The organism is Aeromonas sp. EU05-FHT14A05, from assembly GCF_058791175.1.
In genome coordinates this window covers 107,378-129,693 of sequence record NZ_JBYTDH010000002.1, presented here as the reverse complement: position 1 = coordinate 129,693, position 22,316 = coordinate 107,378, and the positions used below count along the sequence as shown (strand labels likewise).

Below are 22,316 nucleotides of genomic sequence, written 5' to 3'. Positions count from 1 at the left end.
ATGTCATTCAACAATGCCCTCAGCGGCATCAATGCGGCTCAAAAAGACCTGAACGTCACCGCGAACAACATTGCCAACGTCAACACCACCGGCTTCAAGGAGTCCCGCGCCGAGTTCGCCGACGTCTACGCCAACTCCATCTTCGTCAACGCCAAGACCCAGGTCGGCAACGGGGTGGCGACGGGGGCGGTGGCGCAGCAGTTCCACCAGGGGGCGCTGCAATTCACCAACAACGCGCTGGATCTCGCCATCCAGGGCAACGGCTTCTTCGTGACTTCCGATGGCCTGACCAACCTGGATCGCAGCTACACCCGCTCCGGCGCCTTCAAGCTCAACGAAAGCAGCTACATGGTCAGCAACTCCGGCGGTTACCTGCAGGGGTACGAGATCAACGCCGACGGCACCCCCAAGGCGGTGAGCATCAACGCCACCAAGCCCATCCAGATCCCGGACAGGGCCGGCGAGCCGGTCCAGACCTCCAAGATAGAGGCAAGCTTCAACCTGCCGTCCACCGCCTCGCCGTTGGCGGCGGGCAATGGCGCCGCCGATGCCTCCAAGTTCGATCCCAAGGATTCGAGCACCTACTCCTCCTCTACTTCCGTCGTGATCTACGACTCCCTGGGGGAGCCGCACACCATCACCCAGTACTTCGTCAAGGAAGCGGATCCCGCGAACCTGACCCAGCCTGCGAGCCCGACGGCCTGGCGCATGTACATGTATGAAGGGGACAAGCCCATCGACGTCGTGGGCGGCACTGCCACCACCATGGCCACAGGTGTCAGCCAGGCCCCCCTGAGCGCCCGCGTCACCTTCGATGCCTCCGGCAAGATGCAGACCCCCACCACGCCGGCCATCATCAAGACCGAGCCGCTGGGCACCCCGGGCGCCGGCATCATCACCAATGGCGCCGATGGCACCCAGGATATAGAGCTCAAGCTCGGCACCGTGACCCAGTACGCCTCGCCGTTCGAGGTCAACAAATTGACCCAGGATGGCTCCACCGTCGGCCGGCTGACCAAGGTCGAGATCGGGGCGGACGGCATAGTCTCGGCGACCTACAGCAACGCCACCACCGTCAAGGTAGCCATGGTGGCCATGGCCAAGTTCGCCAACTCCCAGGGACTGACCCAGGTGGGGGACACCTCCTGGCGCCAGTCCCTGCTCTCCGGCGATGCCCTGCCGGGCACCCCGAACTCCGGCACCTTCGGCTCCATCAAGTCGTCGGCCCTGGAGCAGTCCAACGTGGACTTGACCACAGAGCTGGTGGACCTCATCACCGCCCAGCGCAACTTCCAGGCGAACTCCCGCTCCCTGGAAGTGAACAGCTCACTGCAGCAGAACATACTGCAGATCCGCTAAGTCTTTTCGCGGTGACAAGGGGCGCTCATGCGCCCCTTGTCGTTTCCGATGCGTCGCTTTTTCCTCCGCTGTTTCACCCTTCCCATATCTCTTGGCACTCAATTTGCAGTTGTCCTGCGAGAGTCATCTGTTTGACGGAGGATCCCATGGATCACCTGCTTTATATCGCCATGTCCGGGGCCAAGGAGAACATGAACAGCCTGGCTGTGCGTGGCAACAACCTGGCCAACGCCAACACCATCGGCTTCAAGTCTGACTTCGAGCAGGCGCGCAGCATGCAGGCGTTTGGCGAAGGGCTGCCGTCCCGGGTGTTCGCCATGACGGAGCGGCCGGGTCAAAACCTGCAGCACGGTCTGCTGCAGACCACGGGGCGGGATCTTGACGTCGCCGTCGACGGCCCGGGCTGGATTGCGGTGCAGGATCCCAATGGGACAGAGGCCTATACCCGCATGGGCAACCTGCAGCTCAATGCCACCGGCAATCTGCAGACCTCCACCGGGCTCAACGTGGTGGATGACGCAGGCCAGCCCATAGTGCTGCCCCTGCCCATGGAGAAGATAGAGATCAACCGGGATGGCACCATCAGCGGTCGTCCCGAGGGAGCCGCCGCCAACCTGCCGGAGGATTTCCAGCGCATCAAGCTGGTTAATCCCCCGAGCGATGCGGTGGAGAAGGGGCAGGATGGCCTGTTTCGCCGCAAGGATGGCCAGAAGGAAGCCGCCTCTGCCGAGGTCGGCCTGCTGGCTGGCTCCCTCGAGGGGAGCAACGTCAACGTGGTCGACGAGATGACCAACCTTATTCGTTTGCAACGTCAGTTCGAAACTCAGGTCAAGATCATGAAGACCGCCGAGGAGAATGACGAGGCCCAAACCCAGCTGCTGCGTATCAGCTAATCAAGGAGCATTAAATGAATCCTGCACTCTGGATCAGCAAGACCGGCCTCGATGCCCAGCAGACCAATATTTCGGTCACCTCGAACAACCTGGCGAACGCCAGCACCGTAGGTTACAAGAAGGCCCGCGCCATCTTCGAGGATCTGCTCTATCAGAACATCAACCAGCCAGGTGGCCGCTCCTCGGCGGATACCGAGCTGCCCTCCGGCCTGATGCTGGGGGCGGGGGCCAAGGTGGTCGCCACCCAGAAAAACCACAGCCAGGGCAACGTCCAGACCACGGACAACTCCCTGGACTTGATGATAAGCGGCCGCGGCTACTTCGAGATCCAGCTGCCGGACGGCAGCGCGGCCTACACCCGCAACGGCCAGTTCACCCTCAATGACGAGGGCACCATAGTCACCCCGGGCAACGGCTACCCGCTGCAGCCGGAGATCCAGATCCCCGAGAACGCCCAGAGCGTGACCGTGGGGGAGGATGGCCAGGTCTCCGTCCAGCTCAAGGGGGATGGCCAGTCCCAGGTGGTGGGCCAGATCAACACCACCGACTTCGTCAACCCGACCGGCCTGCAACCCATGGGGGAGAACTTGTTCCTCGAGACCCAGTCAAGCGGCGCCCCCATTCAGGGGACGGCAGGTGCGGACGGACTGGGGGTGATCAAGCAGGGCATGCTGGAGACCTCCAACGTCAACGTGACCGAGGAGCTGGTGAACCTGATCCAGGCCCAGCGGGTCTACGAGATGAACTCCAAGGTCATCTCGGCAGTAGACTCCATGATGTCCTTCCTGACCCAGCGGACCTGATGAAAGGAGAGCCATGATGAAAGCCCTATGGATGCTGGGCCTGCTGACACTGGCAGGCTGTACCAGCACCCCCAATACCGCCAGACCCGACGACCCCGAATTTGCCCCCGTGTATGGCGAGTCGGAGCCAGTGTCGGTGCGCCCGACCGGGGCCATCTTCCAGCCCGAGCAGGTCAACGGCATCTACTCGGACATCAAGGCCCATAGGGTAGGTGACATCATCACCATAGAGCTGGCGGAGTCGACCTCGGCGTCGAAGAAGGCCAATACCCAGAGCGGCAAGGACAACAAGATGGAGCTGGAGCCCGTCACCCTGGGCGGGGTGCCGGTGACGGCGAGCCCCTATGACTTGTCGGCCTCCATCGGCCAGAGCAGTGCGTTCAAGGGCCAGGCCAAGGCGGATCAGAGCAACAGCCTGCAGGGCAACATCTCGGTCAGCGTGGTCAAGGTATTGCCGAACGGCAACCTGCTGGTGCGCGGCGAGAAGTGGATCATGCTCAACAACGGCAACGAATACATTCGCATCACCGGCCTGGTGCGCCCGGAGGACGTGAGTTCGGAGAACAGCGTCTCGTCCCAGCGGGTCGCCAATGCGCGCATCCATTACGGCGGCACCGGCGATCTGGCCAACACCCAGGAACAGGGGTGGCTGACCAGCTTCTTCAACGGCCCCTGGTGGCCCATTTAATACTCGGGCCCCGGGTCGTCAGTGGCGACCCGGGGCCGGAATGGTTTAGTCAGGAGATGTCATGAACCGACTCCGTTTGCTTGGCCTGCTGTGCTGTATCTTGCCGCTCGGGCTGGCGCACGCCTCCCGCATCAAGGATCTCAGCTCGGTGGAAGGGGTGCGCAGCAACCAGTTGATCGGCTACGGTCTGGTAGTGGGCCTGCCCGGGACGGGCGAGAAGAACAACGCCTTCACCGAGCAGACCTTCAGGACCATGCTCAACAACTTCGGCATCAAGGTGCCGGACAACATCAAACCCAAGATCAAGGACGTGGCGCCCGTGGCCATCCACGCCGATCTGCCCCCCTTCTCCAAGCCGGGCCAGACCATAGACGTCACCGTCTCCGCCATCGGCGAGGCGAAGAGCCTGCGGGGCGGCACCCTGCTCCAGACCTTCCTCAAGGGGCTGGACGGCCGCGTCTATGCGGTGGCCCAGGGCAGCCTGGTGGTCGGTGGGCTCGGGGCCGAGGGGGCGGATGGCTCCAAGGTGGTGGTCAATACCCCCACAGTGGGGCGCATCGCCAACGGGGCGACCGTGGAGCGTGAAGTGCCGAACTCCTTCTCCCAGGGGGATACCATCACCTTCAACCTGAACCGGCCCGACTTCACCACGGCCCGCCGGGTGGCCGACGTGGTCAATGATCTGGTAGGCCCCAACACGGCCCAGGCCCTGGACGCCACCTCCATCAAGGTATTCGCGCCGCGGGATCCGAGTCAGCGGGTCGCCTACCTCGCGACCATCGAAAACCTGGAGGTGGATCCGGCCACCGAGTCCGCCAAGATCATCGTCAACTCGCGCACCGGCACCATAGTCATCGGCAGCGAGGTCAAGCTGAGGCCCGCCGCCATCAGCCATGGGGGCCTGACGGTCACCATCGCCGAGAACCAGCAGGTCTCCCAGCCCAATCCGCTGGCGGGGGGAGAGACCGCGGTCACCAACAACTCCACCATCAACGTGCAGCAGGATCCGGGGCGTATGTTCAAGCTCGACACCGGGGCGACCCTGGATGACCTGGTGCGGGCGGTGAATCAGGTGGGGATAGCGCCGGGGGATCTGATGGCGATCCTGGAGGCCCTGCAGCAGGCGGGGGCCATTCAGGGGCAGCTGGTCATCTTGTAACGGGCTGTCTCGGCGAATCTCCGGGCTGGCGCAGCAGCCGGCCTGGAGAGCCAACAGGTAAAACAGTCATTTCTTGAGCGGCAAGAGGTTGCCACGGGCGGCAAAGAGGAAGGTTATGGCAGAGTTCGACACCCAGAGTGGTATCAATCTTGGCATGGTGCAGGACGTTCAGAATCTGGACAAGCTGCGCCAGATGAGCCACAGCAAGGAAGGGAAGCAAGAGGCGCTGATGGCGGCAGCCCGCCAGTTCGAGTCCATCTTCACCCAGACCCTGTTCAAGGGCATGCGCCAGGCCAACTCGGTGCTGACCCAAGATAACCCTATGAACAGCAGTTACACCCAGTTCTACGAGGGGATGCTGGACGAGCAGCGGGTCTCCGACATGTCGAGCAAGGGGGGCCTTGGCATCGCCGAGATGGTGGCAAAACAGTTCTCCCCCGAGAAGACCTTCACCCATAACGACGGCCGGGTGCTCAAGCTGCCCCAGCGCACCGAGCGGGTCTACAAGCCTTATGAAGCCCCCAGCGCCTCCAACGATCTGATCGCCGCCTCCAAAGTTGGCAAAGATTTTGCTGATAACGAAATGAAGAGCGAGATGAAGGGTGGACTGAATGGGGCCGAGTCCTCGTTGAACCTGCCCAGACGCCCCCATCGCACCGTGCCGCCCATGGGCAGCAGCCCGCGGGCCTCGGCCCTGGATGAGAGCGCCAAGGTGTTCGACAGTCCGGAGGAGTTCGTCGAGCGCCTGATGCCGCTGGCCAAGAAGGCGGCGGACAAGCTGGGACTGAGCCCGGCGGTGCTGGTGGCCCAGGCCGCTCTTGAGAGCGGCTGGGGCAAGCGGGTGATCAAGGATGGGGAGGGGCAGATGAGCCACAACCTGTTCGGCATCAAGGCCGATCCCCGCTGGGAAGGACCCAAGGCCGTGGTGAGCACCCTGGAGTACGAGCAAGGGGTGGCGTCGCGCCAGAAGGCGGCGTTCCGCTCCTACGAGTCGTTTGAAGAGAGCTTCAACGACTATGTGGACTTCCTGACCTCGGGGAGTCGCTACAAGGGGGCGCTGGCCAAGGTGGACAGCCCGGATCGCTATTTCGAGGCGCTGCAGCAGGCCGGTTATGCCACCGATCCCCAGTACGCCAGCAAACTTAAACAAGTGTTGCGCAGTGATGCCATCGCCGGCTACTCGATGCCCGGCAACGCTGCGACCAGGAACACAGAGATGGAGCTGTAAGCTATGGCAAGCGATCTGCTTGGAATCGGGACTTCGGGTGTATTGGCCCAGCAGCGACTGCTGCAGACCACCAGTAACAACATAGTGAACGTCAACAGCCAGGGCTATGTACGTGAACGCACCCTGATCTACACCAATTCCGTCGGATTGGGCACGGGCGACATGGTGAGCGAGCGAGTCATCAACGCCTACGCCCAGGCTGAGGTGCGCCGGGATACCTCCGCCTACCATGCCGCAGGCTCGCGCTACGATCAGCTGTTCCAGCTCGACAGCCTGCTGGGGGATGCCAGCAACAGCGTGGGCACCACCATCACCTCCTACTTCAAGGCCTTCCACACCGCCAACGAATCGCCGGCGGAAGTGGGGGGGCGCAAGACCACCCTGAGCGAGCTCAGCGGCATGGTGGACAGATTCCACACCCTCTCCGCCCAGCTCGACAAGCAGAGCGACACCATCAACGCCACCATAGGGGACGAGACGGACAGGGTGAACAGCTTGCTCAACAGCATCAACGATCTGAACCAGGCCATAGTGCGCACCCAGGGCTCGCCGGAAGAGAACCTGATGCTGTTCGATCAGCGTGACGAGGCGATCCGCCAGCTCTCCGAGAAGATGGAGATCCGCACCGTGACCCAGCCCAACGGCAGCATGCTGGTCAACATGAGCACGGGGCACTCCCTGGTGCTGGACGGCGGCGTGGCCCAGTTCAAGGTGGTGCCGGGCAGCCCGGACTCCCGGGATGCGAGGCTGCAGCTCACCCTGGGGGCCAACCAGGCCAACATCAATGACAAGGATCTGGGGGGCGCCATCGGCGGCCTCTTCACGGCGCGCAACGATCTGGAGCCCGCCAAGCGGGAGCTGGGCCAGCTGGCGGTCGCCATGGCCGATGCCATGAACCAGCAGAACCGCCTCGGCATGGATCTGGACAACGAGCTGGGAGGGGATCTCTTCTCCCTCAAGGGGAGCCAGGGGCTCCCCTATGCCGGCAACCAGGGCAGCGGGGCGGCCAGCGTCAACTTCGTGCCCGGCAAGGGCTCGGAAGTGACCACCTTCGATTACGAGGTGCAGTTCAGCAACGGCACCGATTATGAGGTCTTCTCCATCGACGGCTCAGGCCAGCGGACTGCGGTGGCGACCGGCACCACGCCCCCCGCCAAGTTCGAGGTGGCCGGGCACGGCATCGAGATCGACCTGTCCGGCACCCCGGTCGGGGGCGACAAGATAGTGCTGCAACCCACCAAGCACGCCGCCGCCGGCATGGCGCAGGCCGCCACCCGGCCAGAAGACATTGCGCTGGCATCCCCCATCAAGGCGGACAAGCATTCCCAGAACCTGGGCTCGGGCGAGATCAAGGTCAACAGCGTCTACAACACAGGCACGGGGTCGGGCTTTGGCACCAATACCCTGGACCCGAGCGCTCCCCAGGTCATCAAGATCGACGGCAGCGGCAACTACGAGGTCTATGACAAGAACAACAACCTGCTCGGGGTGGCCCCCGCCTCCACCAAGGGGCAGAACCTGATGTCCGCCCTCGAACTGCCGCTGGGCACACCCATAGTGCCGGCCCTGACCCCGGGCTACGACTTCAGCATCACCGGCAAGGTGGAGGCCAGCGACAGCTTCACCCTGAGCTACAACAAGGATGGCTTTGCCGACAACGGCAACGGGCTGGCGCTGGCGGAGCTGCAGAACAAGGAGTTGGTGCGCAAGAACAACAACGCCGCCACCAGCAACGACAAGATGACCTTCAACGACGCCTACAGCGCCCTGGTGACCGGGGTGGGCAACAAGGCCAGCCAGGCCAAGACCCTGCTGCAGGCCAATGAGGCCAAGCTGACCCAGAGCACCGCCATCTTCGAGAGCGTCTCCGGGGTCAACCTGGAGGAGGAAGCGGCCAACCTCATCCGCTTCCAGCAGTCCTATGCCGCCTCGGCCCAGATAGTCAATACCGCCAAGACCATCTTCGATACCCTGTTGTCTTCCGTGAGGTAAGTCATGCGCATCACCACCAACATGATCTATGACCGCAACCTGTCCTCCATGAGCAAGGTGAGCGAGCGCCAGAATACCGCCTATGAGCAGCTGATCTCGGGGGACAAGTTCTCCCGGGCGGGGGAGGATCCCTCCGGCATGAGCCAGAAGCTGGCGCTGACCAAGGAGATCGATCTCTTCAAGCAGTACGGCGTCAACGGCAGCCTGCTGGAGAACAGCCTGGGTCACGAGGAGACTGTGCTCACCTCCCTCAACAACGCCATGCTGAGCGCCCAGACCCTGATCCAGAAGGCCAACAGCTCGGCCATGGGCTCGGAGGAGCGCAACGCCATCGCGAGCGAACTGGAGGGGCTGCAGAAGCAGATGTTCGATCTGATGAACAGCAAGAACTCCCAGGGGGAGTTCATCTTCGGCGGCAACCAGAGCAAGACCCAGCCCTTCGTGAAAGATGCGAGCGGCAACTATGTATTCCAGGGGGACACCGGGCAGCGCAGCATCCAGGTCTCCTCCACGGTGCAGATCCCGGCCAATGACTCCGGCTTCGATCTGTTCGAGATGGTGGCGACCCGGCGCACCGCCAGTGGCACCAGCGCCAACATCAAGGTAGGGGTGGGGGATCAGGGAAATTTCGAGAGCTTCTATCGCAACAATTACGACTCGTCTCTTGCCAGCAATTCGTTCACCGTGAGCACTCAGGTGGGCCCGCCGGACAGGTACGAGATCCGGGACAGCGGCGGTGGCCTGATCCAGGACGGGGACTACAGCGCGGGCAACAAGATCACCTTCAACGGGCTGGAGCTGACCCTGGACCTGCCGGCAGGGGGGGCGGATCAGACCTTCGTGCTGGACAAGCCGAAGAACGACAGCGTGCTCAACGGCATGTCCGACTTCCTCACCGCCCTGCGCGACCCCAGCCTCTCGGCGGACGGTTTCCAGCTGGCGGTGGCGGATGCCACCACCCACATGAACAACGCCAGAACCAAGATAGACAGGGGGCTCGGCGAGCTGGGTGGCCGGATGAACAGCCTGGAGCAGGTGATGGGGTCGAACGACGGGCTCAGCACCCTGAACCAGCAGGCGAGGGCCAAGGTCTCCGAGGCGGACATGTACGAGGTGATTGCGGCGCTCTCCAAGGAGGACGCGGCCATGAGCGCCTCCCAGCTCGCCTTCAGCAAGATAAGCAAGCTGACCCTGTTCGACTATATCCGCTGATATCTACCCGTTGATCGCCCGCTCCCCCGTGGCCCAGGCCCGGGGGAGCGTTCTTTTCATGGACGGCCCGCTTCCCGCCCAATTTGTAACAACCCGTTGCCAGCAGCCCAATGGCCTTGACTCGGGGAGGCCCCGGACAGATGATGCCGCCCGCACCACCCAGGTGGCGCGCATTTTTCGCAGCATCTCGTTAGGCGAGGCTCCTGCATAAACACAGGCCACTGATCTCACGACGTCCAGAGACGCCCAAGATCAGGACAGTTTTCATCGGATTAAGGTGTCAACCCAAGTGGCTTCCGGCATGCCGGATACGTTATGCAGTGCTAAAGCTGGTACGTGGGGATGAAAACACGCCGGACGGCGTCATTTCCTGCCTGTTACTCGTCAATCAAATTGCTGTTTTCTTGTCGACAGCGACCGGTGCGAGCCGGTTGCCTTCAGGCCCTGCCTGAAATCACATGAGGATATCTGTGATGAAGAAAACACACACCCTGCTCAACCGTCATCAACTGCTCGATCTCGCCGCCCTGCAGGGCTGGCTCGACCACAACCTGGACCCGGTGCAGCGGGCCGATCAACTGCTGACCCTGCGCCCGGAAGAGCTCAACTGCGTCTTCGATACTCTCCCTGCGCCGCGAGGAGCCGCCCTGCTCGCCTCCCTGTCGGCGGAGAGCGCGGGCCAGCTGCTGCTGCGCCTGCATGGCAGCATAGTGGGCGTGCTGCAGGAGGCCATTCCCCGGCGCGATATGGTGGCCATCCTGCGCAAGCTGGGTGCCCAGGATCGCACCAGGCTGCTGGCCCGCTTCCCGACCCAGGCGCAGGCCATCTACGATGCCCTGCTCGATTGGCCGAGCGAGTCGGTCGGTGCCAACATGCGCCACGAATACCTGGCCGTCGACCAGGGCACCACGGTGGAGAGCGCCAAGCGGCGGATCCACGACGCCTGGGACAAGGCCCAGCTGTTTCAGCACCTCTATGTGGTCGACGGCGAGCGGCGCCTGCTCGGCAGCGTCTCCCTCAAGTCCCTGCTCATCGCCGATCCCCTGCGACCGGTGAGCGAGCTGATGGAGCGGGAGGCGGTGCGGATCAACGCCCGGGCGGATCAGGAGCTGGCCGCCCGCCTGCTGATCGATCGCGACATCTCGACCCTGCCGGTGGAGGATCAGGGGCGCCTGGTGGGGGTCTTCCACGTGGATGACGCCGCCGACATCCTGGAGCTCGAATCCACCGAGGATGCGGAGTTGCAGGGGGGCTCATCCCCCCTGGATACCCCCTATCTGCAGGCCACTCCCTGGCAGCTGTGGCGCAAGCGGGTGGGCTGGCTGCTCATCCTGTTCGTAGCGGAGGCCTACACGGGGACAGTGCTGCGGGCCTTCGAGGAGCAGCTGGAGGCGGCCATCGCCCTGGCCTTCTTCATCCCCCTGCTCATCGGCACCGGCGGCAACAGCGGCACCCAGATCACCACCACGATCGTGCGGGCCATGGCGGTGGGGGAGGTGAGCCTGAAGAACCTCGGCACGGTGCTGAGAAAGGAGCTCTCCACCGGCCTGCTCATCTCGGCCGCCATTGCGTTGGCCGCCTGGGTACGGGCCTGGAGCCTGGGGGTGGGTCCCCAGATCGGCATGGTGGTCACCCTGACCATCATTGCCATCGTGCTCTGGAGCGCCGCGGTCGCCTCCATCATCCCCATGGTGCTGCGTCGCCTGCGCATCGATCCGGCCGTGGTCTCTGCCCCCTTCATCTCTACCCTGGTGGACGGCACCGGCCTCATCATCTATTTCGAAATCGCCAAGTGGCTGCTGCCCGAGCTGCAGTGACAACGACAGAAAGCAAGAAGGCAGCCATCGGCTGCCTTCTTTCGTTTGAGGTGAACGATCACCCGAGCTGGAACAGCAGGGGCCAGCCCTGCTCCTGGCAATAGCGGTGCTCCTTCTCCAGGTTCTGGATCAGCAGGCGGTTCTCCTCGCACCAGTCGGTGGGCAGGGTGACCACCAGCTGATCCCCGGCGGCCTGCACCCGCCACTCCGGCAACAGGTTGTCCTGGCGCCTGTGGTGGGCCGCCACCGCGAGGCGCAGGATGCGGATGCAGCGCAGCACCGTCTGCTCGTCGTGGTTGGGCAGGGCGGGCAGCTCCGAGAGCTTGAGCCCCTTGCGCTGGAAGCGCACCAGGGCCGCCAGCAGGGCCTGATCGTCCTGGTTGAAACCGGGCAGATCCGTGTTCTGCAGGATGTAGGCGGAGTGGCGATGGATGCCGCTGTAGTTGATGGCAAGGCCGATCTCGTGCAGCCGCGCCGCCCAGCCGAGGATGGCGCGATAGGGCTCGATGGGCATCTCCCAGGGATCGCTCAGGGCGTCGAACAGATCGAGGACGCTCCGCTCCACCCGGGTGGCCTGGCGCTTGTCGATGTGGTAGTGGGAGCTGAGGGCCAGCGCGGTGCGCTCGCGAATGTCGTGGTGCTGCAGCCGCTCCTCGAACTCATAGAGCAGCCCCTCGCGCAGGGCGCCGTCGGAGTACTCCATCCGCTCGATGGGCAATGAGGTGAAGAGCCCGAGCAGTATGGCCACGGCGGCGGCAAAGACTCCCTGGCGCTCCTCGGTGAGGCCGGCGAGTTTGAGCTGGTCGACCCGCTTGTGCCTGAGCATCTCTTCTTTCAGCCGCTCCAGACCCGCCAGGGTGATGGCGCCATCCGTCCACTCCTCCCCCTGCAAGACGTCGCGCACGGTGCGAATGGAGCCCGAGCTGCCGAGACAGCTCTGCCAGCCCAGCTTGCGGTACTGGTTGATGATGGGGGCGAGCTGGTGCTGCGCCTCCAGCACGGCGCTATTGAAGGCCTTCTCGCTCAGCTTGCCGTTGGCAAAGAAGCTCTGGGTGAAGCTGACGCACCCCATCTTGCGGCTGGTGAGGGCCTTGGGTTCGAAGCCCTCGCCAATAATCAGCTCGGTGCTGCCGCCGCCGATGTCCACCACCAGCACCTGGCCTTCGATGTGCTGGGTATGGGCGACCCCCTGATAGATGAGGCGCGCCTCTTCCTGGCCGCTGATGATCTCGATGGGGTGGTTGAGCACCTCGGCCGCCTCGCGCACGAAGTCCCGGGCGTTGCTGGCGCGGCGAAGGGTGTAGGTGCCGGCGATGCGGATCTGATCCGGCTTGATGTTGGTGAGGCGCTCGGCGAACAGGGCGAGGCAGTCGAGCCCCCGGGCCATGGCCTCCGCCGACATGCGGCGCTGCTCATCCATCCCCTCGGCGAGGCGAACCCGCTCCTTGATGCGATCGACGATCTGCATCCGCCCCTCGTTGAGGCGGGCGATGACCATGTGGAAGCTGTTCGACCCCAGATCGACAGCGGCGTACAGACTATTGTCCATTGTTTGACTCGATACGTTTGAGATAGTCGTAAATCGCAACCTGGGAGCGAACCTTGCGGCGGTTGCCCCGCTTCACGTATTCGTTCTTCTGATCGGCATCGATGACCCGCGCCTTGCAGGTGTCGCTCAGCTGCAGCTCGAGGATGTCCAGGATGCGTTGTTTCAGCCGCTCGTCGTAGATGGGGGTGCCCACCTCGATCCGGCCGTCGATGTTGCGGCTCATCCAGTCGGCGCTGGAGATGAACAGCTGGGGGTTGCCCTTGTTGTGGAACACCATCACCCGGGGGTGCTCGAGGAAGCGGTCTATGATGCTGATGACCTGGATGTTGTCGCTCAGGCCAGGTACCCCGGGACGCAGGGCACACATGCCGCGGATGATCATCTGGATGGGCACCCCGGCCTGGCCGGCGGCATAGAGGCGGTTGATGAGGTCTCTGTCCACCAGGTTGTTGATCTTGAGGGTGATGCCGCTGGGCTGGCCCGCCTTGGCGTTGGCCAGCTCGTTGTCGATGAGGCGATAGAGCTGGCGGCGGCTGTTGATGGGGGAGACCAGCAGGTGGTTGAATTTGTAGCGTTTATAGGGGTACTCGATGTACTCGAACACCCCCTCCACCTCGGCGGTGATGTCCGGGTGGCGGGTCAGCAGGGAGAAGTCGGTGTAGATCTTGGCGGTCTTCTCGTTGAAGTTGCCGGTGCCGATATGGGCGTAGCGCACCGCCTCGCCATTCTCGTGGCGGGTGATGAGGCAGAGCTTGGAGTGGATCTTGAGGCTGGGCACCCCGAACACCACCTTGACCCCGGCATCGGTCAAAATGTTGGCCCAGTCGATGTTGGCCGCCTCGTCGAAGCGGGCGCGCAGCTCCACCACCACAGTCACCTTCTTGCCGTTGTTGGCGGCGTCGATGAGGGAGTGGATGATCCGCGACTTCTTGGCGACCCGGTAGATATTGATGCGAATGGCGCTGACCGCCGGATCGAACGCCGCCTGGCGCACCAGCTCGGTGAAGTGGTGGAACTTGTGATAGGGGTAGTAGAGCAGTATGTCCTGCTTGGTGATGGCGTCGAAGGCGTTGACGAAGCCATCGAAATCGCGGCAATCCAGGGCCGGTAGCTTGGGGTTTTCCAGATAGTCCCGGCCCACGTTGGGGAAGCCGATGAAATCCTTGAAGTTGTGATAGCGCCCGCCGGGCATGATGGCGTCGTAGGAGCTGATCTGCAGCTTGAGCTTCAGGAAGCTTATCATGGCCGCAGGCATCTCCCGCTCGTAGACGAAGCGCACCGGCATGGCGGTGAGGCGCTGCTTCAAGCCGTCACTCATCTTGTCCACCAGGCTCAGATCCAGCTGGTCGGAGAGATCGTACTCCGCATCCCGGGTCAGCTTGACCGCATAGGCCGCTATCTCGTCGTAGTCGAAGAAGCCCTTGAAGATCTCATCGAGACAGAAGCGGATGACGTTGTCCAGGATGATGATCTGCTTCTTGCGGCGGGTCCCCTCCGGCGGCAGCTGGAAGAAGCGGGGCAGATCGTCGGTCGGCACCTCCACCAGGGCGTACTGGATCACCTGGCCGTTCTTCTTCATCTCGATGGCCAGATAGGTGTGCTCGTCTTTGAGGAACTTGACCGGGTTGACCTCCTTGTTGAGCAGGATGGGGATGATGTGACGCAGCACCTTCTCCTTGAAGAAGACCCGCAGCCACTGCTGGATCGCCTCTGAGAGCTGGTTCTCGTTGACCAGGAAGATGTTGTGGCGGGCCAGGGCGATCAGCAACTCCTTGTAGGTGTTGTCAAACGCCTCGCCGAGCGCCATCACCTTCTGCTGGATGGCGCGCAGCAACACCTTGGCCTCGTCATCGCCACCGTGCACCTCGTTGATGAGGATGCGGCGCTTGACGTCCGAGACCCGTACCTTGAAGAACTCATCCTGGTTGGAGGAGAAGATCCCCAGAAAACGGACCCGCTCGATGAGGGGGACCGTCTTGTCCATTGCCTCTTGCAACACCCGTTCATTGAATGAGAGCCAGCTAAGCTCTTTCTCTTCATACTGCCTGTCGGTGCTCATCTGGTGCCTCTGTACTCAGGTTGCGTCTGCGCGGAAGTTATGGCGTCAAACCATGACAAATTTATGACAACCCGCGTTATTCGGTCAGATCGTGATCGATGTCGACCACCAGATCGTCGGAGAGGGACTCCAGCGCCGTGATCAGATCGTCGAGTTCGAGCTGGGGCGGCAGGGCCACCAGGGCATGGGCATAGAAGAGCGGTGCCCCGGAGTGGGGGGCGGGCTCGCACCCCGTGGTGAGGTCGGCGACGTTGATGTTGAGCTGGCGCAGTATGCTGGCCACCTCGTGGACTATGCCGGGCCTGTCGTTGCCGGTGACGCTCAGCATCAGCTGGTTGGCGGGCTCGGGGCTGAGCTGGCCTTCGGCGAAGCTCACGGTGAGACCCGGCAGCATCACCAGTGCCTCGCACAGGCTGCGGTAGTGTTCGTCCGGCACGGCGACGTGCAAAATGCCGGCAAACTGCCCCGCCAGTTCGCTCATGGAGCTGGCCAGCCAGTTGCCCTGCTGCCGGGTGATGGTATCGGCCAGGCTCTCGACGATGCCGGGCTTGTCTGCGCCGATCACGGTGACGACCAATTGCTTTTGCATCCTGCTCTCCTTGAATGGGACTGCGTGGGTCATTGACGCCTGGCCGCGACTCTGTGCGCCGAAACGTCCATAGGCTCTAGCATTGTGCCTGCTGCGACAGGCCATATGAAGCCCGCCTCACGCAAATTTAGTGAAAAAACGCGAATGCCGGAGCGGCGTTGATTTCAGCTCTGCCTGCCGGGGTTCCCCCGTGGTAGAGTGTTGCCCCTTCGTGTTTGATGAACTGGATATGTCTTGTGAACGGGGTATGTGTTTATGAATAGCCTTGTCGTGTCGGGATCCGTGTTGTTGGTGCTGCTCCTGCTGGTGATCCTCTGGCGCAGGAGCAAGAGGGGCAAGGCCGAGCCCTATGAGCTGCAGGAGACCCTGTTCAGCCCCGCCGAGCGCGCCTTCCTCGGGGTGCTGGACTTGGCGGTGGGCGACCAGGCCCGGGTCTTTGCCAAGGTCAGGGTGGCGGATGTGCTGACCCCGCAGGCGCGCCTGGGCAAGGGCAAGTGGCAGCAGGCGTTCGACATGATCAGCGCCAAGCGCTTCGACTACCTGCTCTGCCACCCGACGGATCTCTCCTTCCTGTGCGCCGTCGAGCTCGATGACAGCGCCCATCGCCACCAGAAGCGCAAGGTGCGGGATCTCTTCCTGAAATCTGCCTGTGACAGCGCCGGCCTGCCGCTGCTGCAGATCCCGGCCAGCAGCCATTACCAGGTCGACGAGCTGCGCGAGCTGTTGCTGCCCCTGCTGGTCAAGACGAGCCTCCCGGTGGAGGATCTGTTGCCGGGGGAGCGCCGCGAGCCGACCTTCAACCCCTTGCTGCTCGACGGTGTGGACTTGAGTGCATCCCACCACGGGGGGCGCATGCCCAGGGCGCCACAGGCCGAGCCGCCTCAGCCTGACGAGCAGGGGCCGGTGCTGATGGACAACCCCTTCATCGGCCCGGACGAAGAGGAGGAGGAAGCGTCCGCCTCTGTGCCCCATTGCCCCCGCTGCGCGGCGCCCCTGGTGGCCCGGGAAGCGAAGAAGGGTCCCCATGCTGGCCGTCTGTTCCTGGCCTGCAGCCGTTTCCCCGAGTGCCGTTACGCCGCCCCCCAGGAGCAGGCCAGGCACTGATCCCCGCTCTGGCGCCGGCTGCGGTCGGCGCCTTGCCTCTCCTGCACCGCGTTCCACCCCGGGCGCCTGGCCGACAGCGGCTGTCCGAGTGTGATCCCCATCCCGCCCGGGCCGCGCCGAGCGCGACAAGTTTTGACAAACCGCCAGAATTTTGGCACTTTGTGCACCCTATAACACAGTGCATGGCTCATTATCATAAGCACTTAAAAAACAATAACTTGGCGTCAGGTGTGTAAGGAAGATAAATATGATGGCTATGGGGGTGTTGATCGTTGATGCCGATGAACAGCGGCGTCAGCAACTGGGGACAGTGCTCTCCTTCATGGGGATCCCCTGGCAGGAGGTGGTGGAAGCCGATCTGGACGTGGCCATTGAATCTTCCGGCCCGCTGCAAGGGATACTGACGGGCAAGCTGCTGGAGCGCTCCCTCGGCGAGCTGCTGGCCGCCTTCCCCCGCATCCCCTTCCTCTCCCTGATGCAGGCCGATCATCCCAACAGCAACTTCATCGGTGGCAGCGACGAGCCCTATACCTATGAGTCTCTGACGCGCCACCTGCACTTCTGTCAGGCCTTCATCTCCCTCCATCCCCGCCAGCAGGTGCATGACAAGGGCCAGACCCTGTTGCGGCTGCTGGTGGGCAAGGGGCGGGGGATCCAGGAGGTGCGCCGCCTCATAGGCCAGGTGGCACAAACAGACGCCAACGTGCTGATCCTGGGGGAGTCCGGGACCGGCAAGGAGGTGGTGGCCCGCGCCATCCACGAGCTCTCTGCCCGAAGCTCGGGCCCCTTCGTGCCCATCAACTGCGGCGCCATTCCGGCTGAGCTCCTGGAGAGCGAGTTGTTCGGCCACGAGAAGGGGGCCTTCACCGGCGCCATCGCCGCCCGTCGCGGCCGCTTCGAGCTGGCCCAGGGGGGCACCCTGTTCCTCGACGAGATCGGTGACATGCCGCTGCCGATGCAGGTCAAGCTGCTGCGGGTGCTGCAGGAGCGACTGTTCGACAGGGTCGGGGGCGGCAAGCCCATCCAGGCCGATGTACGCATCATAGCGGCGACCCACAGGGATCTGGAGGCGATGATCCGCACCCAGGGTTTTCGCGAGGATCTCTACTATCGCCTCAACGTCTTCCCCATAGAGACGCCGCCCCTGCGCGAGCGCTGCGACGACATCCCTTTGCTGCTGCAGGAGCTGCTCAACCGCCACGGGGAGCAGCACAGGGGGATCATCCGCCTGACCCAGCGGGCCATGGAGTCCCTGATGCAGTACCCCTGGCCTGGCAACGTGCGGGAGTTATCGAACCTCATCGAGCGGCTGCTGATCCTCTACCCGAACCAGATCATCGACGTGGCGGACTTGCCCGGTCGCTACCGTCTGCTGCCAAGCGAGCCGAGGGACGAGCGGCTCACCGAGATGGACGAGCGGGATGCCCTGGCCGCCGTGTTCCAGACGCCTCCTGCGCTGGAGCCGGGCCTTGCCGCGCCGCTGCCCATGCAGCTGCCCCAGGAGGGGCTCAATCTCAAGGAGATGCTGGCGGATCTCGAGGTGGAGCTGATCCGTCAGGCGCTGGAGTCCCAGGACGGGGTGGTGGCCCGCGCCGCCGACCTGCTGAGCATGCGCCGCACCACCCTGGTGGAGAAGATGAAAAAATACGGCATGAGCAAGGACAACTGAGGTCAATGCTTTGACGGCCACAGTCAAGGCATTGATATATAACAAGTAATTAACTGGCATGGAAATTGAATAAGCTGACCCAATCGCCAGTTTGAGGTCAGCTTTATGACAATCTCGCAGCAGGACAATCCGCTCCAGTCACACGAAGTGAGTCAGCTTTATGCCATCTTCACGGCACTGCCGACCGGCGTGCTGCTGCTCGATGGGGAGGGGAGGATCACCCGCGCCAACCCGGCCGCCCTGACCCTGCTGGGGGTGCCGCTGGAGGGGCAGGCCTGGCGCCAGATCATCGCCCGCTGTTTCCAGCCCAGGGAAGACGATGGTCACGAGATCTCCCTGCGGGACGGTCGCCGGGTGCAACTCTCCACCCAGCCGCTGCCGGATCAGCCCGGCCAGCTGGTGTTCATCACGGATCTCACCGAGACGCGCCAGTTGCAGGACAGGGTCAACCACATGAAACGGTTGTCGGCCCTGGGCAACATGGCGGCCTCCCTCGCACACCAGATCCGCACCCCCCTCTCCGCCGCCATGCTCTATGCGGCCAACCTCGCGAACCGTACCCTGAAACCGGAATCCCGCACCCAGTTCCAGCAAAAGTTGATGGCCCGGCTGCAGGATCTCGAGAAGCAGATAAACGACATACTGCTGTTTGCCCGCAACGGCGACAGCCAGGTGGTGGCCCCTGTCTCGGTACAGGGGCTGCTGGCGGAGGTGCAGGCCGGTGCCGAGGCCTTCTGCCAGCAGCAGGGCTGCGCGCTGCACATGGAGGCGCCCGAACCGGATCTCTGCCTGCTCGCCAACAGCAGTGCCCTGGCGGGGGCCATCAACAACCTGATCGCCAACGCCAGACAGGCCGGGGCCGATTCGCTCCTGGTGAGCGCGGTGCGCAGCGGCAACCGGGTGGAGATGCGCGTCCTCGACAATGGCAAGGGGATGCCTGCCCAGCTGCTCAGCCAGATCTTCGAACCCTTCTTCACCACCCGCTCCCAGGGCACAGGCCTCGGGCTTGCCGTGGTGCAATCCGTGGTGCGTGCCCATCAGGGGGAGGTCAGCGTGGCCTCGGTGCCCGGAGAAGGGACCTGTTTTACCCTGTCGTTCCCCCTGCATCAGCAAGCGGTGCAGCTTGGAGGTGTAGCATGAATCCCATCTTGTCCCTGTGGTGCAAGGCCTGCGGGCCCGTGGTTGGAGGTGTGGCATGACCCAGGCCCGTATTCTGGTGGTGGAAGACGACAACGGCCTGCGCGAGGCGCTGGTGGATACCCTGCTGCTCGGCGGTTACGAGTGCCGCGAGGTGGACAGCGGCGAGCGGGCCCTGCTGGCACTCTCTCGCCAGCGCTTCGACATGGTGATCTCGGACATCCAGATGGGGGGCATGGACGGCCTCACCCTGCTGGCCAACATCCGCCAGCAATATCCCCAGGTGCCTGTGCTCCTGATGACCGCCTACGCCAACATCGACGGTGCCGTGCGCGCCATGCGGGAGGGGGCCATCGACTATCTGGCCAAGCCGTTTTCCCCCGAGGTGCTGCTCAACCAGGTCAGCCGTTACGTGCCGGCCCAGAAGGTGGAGAAGCGCGCCGTGGTCTATGGCGATCCCAGGACCGCCGAGCTGTTCCAGCTGGCGACCCGGGTCGCCAGAAGCGAAGCCACCGTCATGGTGACAGGCCCGAGCGGGACGGGCAAAGAGGTGCTGGCCCGCTACATCCACGACAACTCCAGCCGCGCCGAGCAGGCCTTCGTCGCCATCAACTGCGCCGCCATCCCGGAGAACATGCTGGAGGCGACCCTGTTCGGCTACGAGAAGGGGGCCTTCACCGGCGCCGTGCAGGGGTGCCCGGGCAAGTTCGAGCAGGCCCAGGGCGGCACCCTGCTGCTCGACGAGATCACCGAGATGGATCTCGGCCTGCAGGCCAAGCTGCTGCGGGTGCTGCAGGAGAAAGAGGTGGAGCGGCTCGGCAGCCGCAAGATGATCCCGCTGGACGTGCGGGTCATCGCCACCAGCAACCGGGATCTGAAAAAAGCGGTGCAGGACGGCCTGTTTCGCGAGGATCTCTACTACCGTCTCAATGTCTTCCCCCTGCGCTGGACCTCCCTCTGGGAGCGGCCCGGCGACATACTGCCCCTGGCGGAGCACCTGCTGGCGCTCCATGCCAGTCAGCAGGGGCTGCCGACACCGCAGCTGGCCGATGCGGCGCGCGAGCGCCTGCTGGCCCACCCCTGGCCCGGCAACGTGCGCGAGCTGGACAACGTGGTGCAGCGGGCCCTGATCCTCTGCCCCGAGGGGCTCATCGGCTGCGAGCATCTGATCCTGGAGGAGACGGACGAGGAGCTGGTGCGCCCCCTCGAGCGTCTGTCGGGGGAGGGGCTCGGCGGCGAGCTCAAGCAGCAGGAGCACCAGATCATCCTGGACACCCTGCAGGAGTGCAACGGCAGCCGCAAGGAGGTGGCCGACAAGCTCGGCATCAGCCCGCGCACCCTGCGCTACAAGCTGGCCCAGATGCGTGACGCCGGCATAGAGCTGCCCGCCTAGCACCTGTTGCCGGTGTCATGGCCTTGCCGGCCCGGCTCGATTATCATGGGACCCTCGGCATCATGAGCCTGGGCCCCGTTGTGACTGCAGACAAGAGCCTGATCGCAGTCAAGGGGGAGCAGCGCCTTTACAAGGGACTCCTATGATCTCTCATCGCAAACTGGAAACCGTGCTCAACCACCTGCTCGAGCCTCACGCCATCAAGGACTACTGTCCCAACGGGCTGCAGGTGGAGGGGCGCGAGCGCATTCGCCGGGTGGTCACCGGCGTCACCGCCAGCCAGGCCCTGATCGATGCGGCTGTGGCCCAGGATGCCGATGCCATCCTGGTCCATCACGGCTACTTCTGGAGCGGGGAACCACCCCAGATCACCGGCATGAAGCAGCGCCGCCTCAAGACCCTGCTGACCCACGACATCAACCTGTTTGCCTACCACCTGCCGCTGGACGTGCACCCCGAGGTGGGTAACAACGCCCAGCTCGCCAGGCTGCTCGGCATCAAGGTGCGCCGTGGTCTCGAACCCTGGAACAGCAAGAGCGTGGCCATGGTGGGCAAGCTGGAAACCCCCATGAGCGGAGCCGACTTTGCCAAACTGATTGCCGAGCGGCTCGGCCGTGAGCCGCTCCATTGCGGCGACAGCGGCCCCGAGCTCATCAGCTCAGTGGCCTGGTGCACCGGCGGCGGCCAGAGCTATATCAACCAGGCGGCGGAGCAGGGGATCGATGCCTTCATTTCGGGTGAGGCTTCAGAGCAGACCATCCACACCGCCCGCGAGATGGGGATGCACTTCTACGCAGCAGGTCACCACGCCACCGAACGTTACGGCGTCAAGGCGCTGGGGGAGTGGCTCGCCACAGTGCACGGGCTGGAGGTGACCTTTATCGATATCGACAATCCGGTATAGGGTCGATTAGCCGCATGGCGGCGTCATCGGACATGACTGCATGTCATGACGTCGATATGCAGAAATGACAAGGGAGGCCAAAGCCTCCCTTGTTACATTTTGCATGCAGCGAGGAGCGGTTACTCGCTGGCGTGACCCGCCGGGCCGAGTTCGGCACCATCCAAGAGGGCGGCACCCTCCCGCATCTTGAGCCGTCCCTCGCAGAACCACTGCACCACCAGGGGGTAGATGCTGTGCTCCTGGACCTGCACCCGGGCAGCCACCTCGTCGGCACTGTCCCCTTCGAAGATGGGGACGCGAGCCTGCAGGATCACAGGGCCGCCGTCCAGCTCCTCGGTGACGAAGTGGACGCTGGCGCCGTGCTCGCGCTCCCCATCGTCGATGGCGCGCTGGTGGGTGTGCAGCCCCTGGTATTTCGGCAGCAACGAGGGGTGGATGTTGATCATCCGCCCGGCGAAGTGACGCACCAGATCGGCGCTCAGGATCCGCATAAAGCCGGCCAGCACCACCAGATCCGGCTGATAGTCCGCCATCAGGGCGAGCAGGGCGACGTCATACTCCTCCCGGCTGGCAAACTGCTGCTGGGCCAGGATGGCGGTGGCCACCCCGGCTTCTTTGGCGCGAACCAGGCCGTAGGCATCGGCCCTGTTGCTGATGACGCCGACCACCTCACCGGCAACCTTGCCGCTGGCGCAGTGGTCGAGAATGGTCTGCAGGTTGCTGCCGTTGCCGGAGATCAGCACCAGGATCCGTTTCATGGG

Annotated in this window: 18 protein-coding genes and 1 riboswitch; of the genes, 14 read left to right on the top strand and 4 right to left on the bottom strand. The window is 63.6% G+C overall.

Features of this window, described 5'->3' with window-relative positions:
- The 9 genes from flgE to mgtE all read left to right on the top strand — a co-directional run bounded on the left by flgE (position 1) and on the right by mgtE (position 11,151).
- Positions 1-1,359, top strand: coding sequence for a flagellar hook protein FlgE (gene flgE, locus AC3WR3_RS03855; protein WP_492291217.1), 1,359 nt, complete (start codon positions 1-3; stop codon positions 1,357-1,359).
- A 146-nt stretch (positions 1,360-1,505) separates the two neighbouring features.
- Complete coding sequence (gene flgF / locus AC3WR3_RS03850; protein ID WP_492291216.1) at positions 1,506-2,252, top strand: flagellar basal-body rod protein FlgF; 747 nt, start codon at positions 1,506-1,508, stop codon at positions 2,250-2,252.
- Between the two features lie 14 nt (positions 2,253-2,266).
- The gene (gene flgG / locus AC3WR3_RS03845) at positions 2,267-3,055 is read left to right on the top strand and encodes a flagellar basal-body rod protein FlgG (RefSeq protein ID WP_010675290.1); all 789 of its coding nucleotides are present in this window, start codon (positions 2,267-2,269) and stop codon (positions 3,053-3,055) included.
- A gap of 16 nt (positions 3,056-3,071) precedes the next feature.
- A complete protein-coding gene (gene flgH / locus AC3WR3_RS03840) occupies positions 3,072-3,743 on the top strand; it encodes a flagellar basal body L-ring protein FlgH (protein WP_139434917.1) in 672 nt (223 codons plus the stop codon).
- A 61-nt stretch (positions 3,744-3,804) separates the two neighbouring features.
- A complete protein-coding gene (locus AC3WR3_RS03835; protein ID WP_111910118.1) occupies positions 3,805-4,902 on the top strand; it encodes a flagellar basal body P-ring protein FlgI in 1,098 nt (365 codons plus the stop codon).
- Between the two features lie 115 nt (positions 4,903-5,017).
- Positions 5,018-6,130, top strand: coding sequence for a flagellar assembly peptidoglycan hydrolase FlgJ (gene flgJ, locus AC3WR3_RS03830; protein ID WP_319913393.1), 1,113 nt, complete (start codon positions 5,018-5,020; stop codon positions 6,128-6,130).
- Positions 6,131-6,133: 3 nt separating this feature from the next.
- Positions 6,134-8,122, top strand: a complete 1,989-nt coding sequence (locus tag AC3WR3_RS03825) for a FlgK family flagellar hook-associated protein (RefSeq protein WP_492291215.1) — start codon at positions 6,134-6,136, stop codon at positions 8,120-8,122.
- 3 nt (positions 8,123-8,125) lie between these two features.
- Positions 8,126-9,334: a flagellar hook-associated protein FlgL gene (gene flgL / locus AC3WR3_RS03820; protein ID WP_404836744.1), complete on the top strand. Its 1,209-nt coding sequence runs from the start codon at positions 8,126-8,128 to the stop codon at positions 9,332-9,334.
- A gap of 179 nt (positions 9,335-9,513) precedes the next feature.
- A riboswitch (M-box (ykoK) riboswitch) is annotated at positions 9,514-9,683 on the top strand.
- Between the two features lie 124 nt (positions 9,684-9,807).
- On the top strand, positions 9,808-11,151 hold the full coding sequence (gene mgtE, locus AC3WR3_RS03815) for a magnesium transporter (RefSeq protein ID WP_202046125.1): 1,344 nt from the start codon (positions 9,808-9,810) through the stop codon (positions 11,149-11,151).
- 58 nt (positions 11,152-11,209) lie between these two features.
- On the opposite strand, the gene ppx is transcribed toward mgtE, so the two are convergent.
- From ppx to AC3WR3_RS03800, 3 genes are all read right to left on the bottom strand, one after another.
- Positions 11,210-12,700, bottom strand: a complete 1,491-nt coding sequence (ppx, locus tag AC3WR3_RS03810; RefSeq protein WP_319913397.1) for an exopolyphosphatase — start codon at positions 12,698-12,700, stop codon at positions 11,210-11,212.
- Entirely contained in the window at positions 12,690-14,759 is a 2,070-nt protein-coding gene (ppk1, locus tag AC3WR3_RS03805; RefSeq protein WP_247626569.1) for a polyphosphate kinase 1, read from the bottom strand. The genes ppx and ppk1 overlap by 11 nt, the downstream gene beginning before the upstream one ends.
- A 76-nt stretch (positions 14,760-14,835) precedes the next feature.
- On the bottom strand, positions 14,836-15,348 hold the full coding sequence (locus tag AC3WR3_RS03800; RefSeq protein ID WP_139434884.1) for a glycine cleavage system transcriptional repressor: 513 nt from the start codon (positions 15,346-15,348) through the stop codon (positions 14,836-14,838).
- A 255-nt stretch (positions 15,349-15,603) separates the two neighbouring features.
- Between AC3WR3_RS03800 and AC3WR3_RS03795 the strand changes: the two genes are divergently transcribed.
- The 5 genes from AC3WR3_RS03795 to AC3WR3_RS03775 all read left to right on the top strand — a co-directional run bounded on the left by AC3WR3_RS03795 (position 15,604) and on the right by AC3WR3_RS03775 (position 21,555).
- On the top strand, positions 15,604-16,452 hold the full coding sequence (locus tag AC3WR3_RS03795; protein WP_202046122.1) for a DUF2726 domain-containing protein: 849 nt from the start codon (positions 15,604-15,606) through the stop codon (positions 16,450-16,452).
- Positions 16,453-16,699: 247 nt separating this feature from the next.
- Positions 16,700-18,121: a sigma-54 dependent transcriptional regulator gene (locus AC3WR3_RS03790; protein WP_492291214.1), complete on the top strand. Its 1,422-nt coding sequence runs from the start codon at positions 16,700-16,702 to the stop codon at positions 18,119-18,121.
- 105 nt (positions 18,122-18,226) lie between these two features.
- Positions 18,227-19,261 (top strand): sensor histidine kinase, encoded by a 1,035-nt coding sequence (locus AC3WR3_RS03785; protein ID WP_492291213.1) that lies wholly within the window; start codon positions 18,227-18,229, stop codon positions 19,259-19,261.
- 55 nt (positions 19,262-19,316) lie between these two features.
- Positions 19,317-20,651 (top strand): sigma-54-dependent transcriptional regulator, encoded by a 1,335-nt coding sequence (locus AC3WR3_RS03780; RefSeq protein ID WP_202046119.1) that lies wholly within the window; start codon positions 19,317-19,319, stop codon positions 20,649-20,651.
- A 142-nt stretch (positions 20,652-20,793) separates the two neighbouring features.
- Positions 20,794-21,555, top strand: coding sequence for a Nif3-like dinuclear metal center hexameric protein (locus tag AC3WR3_RS03775; RefSeq protein WP_492291212.1), 762 nt, complete (start codon positions 20,794-20,796; stop codon positions 21,553-21,555).
- 119 nt (positions 21,556-21,674) lie between these two features.
- Here AC3WR3_RS03775 and purN read toward each other — a convergent pair whose 3' ends face one another.
- On the bottom strand, positions 21,675-22,313 hold the full coding sequence (purN, locus tag AC3WR3_RS03770; protein ID WP_492291211.1) for a phosphoribosylglycinamide formyltransferase: 639 nt from the start codon (positions 22,311-22,313) through the stop codon (positions 21,675-21,677).
- Between the last annotated feature and the right edge of the window lie 3 nt (positions 22,314-22,316).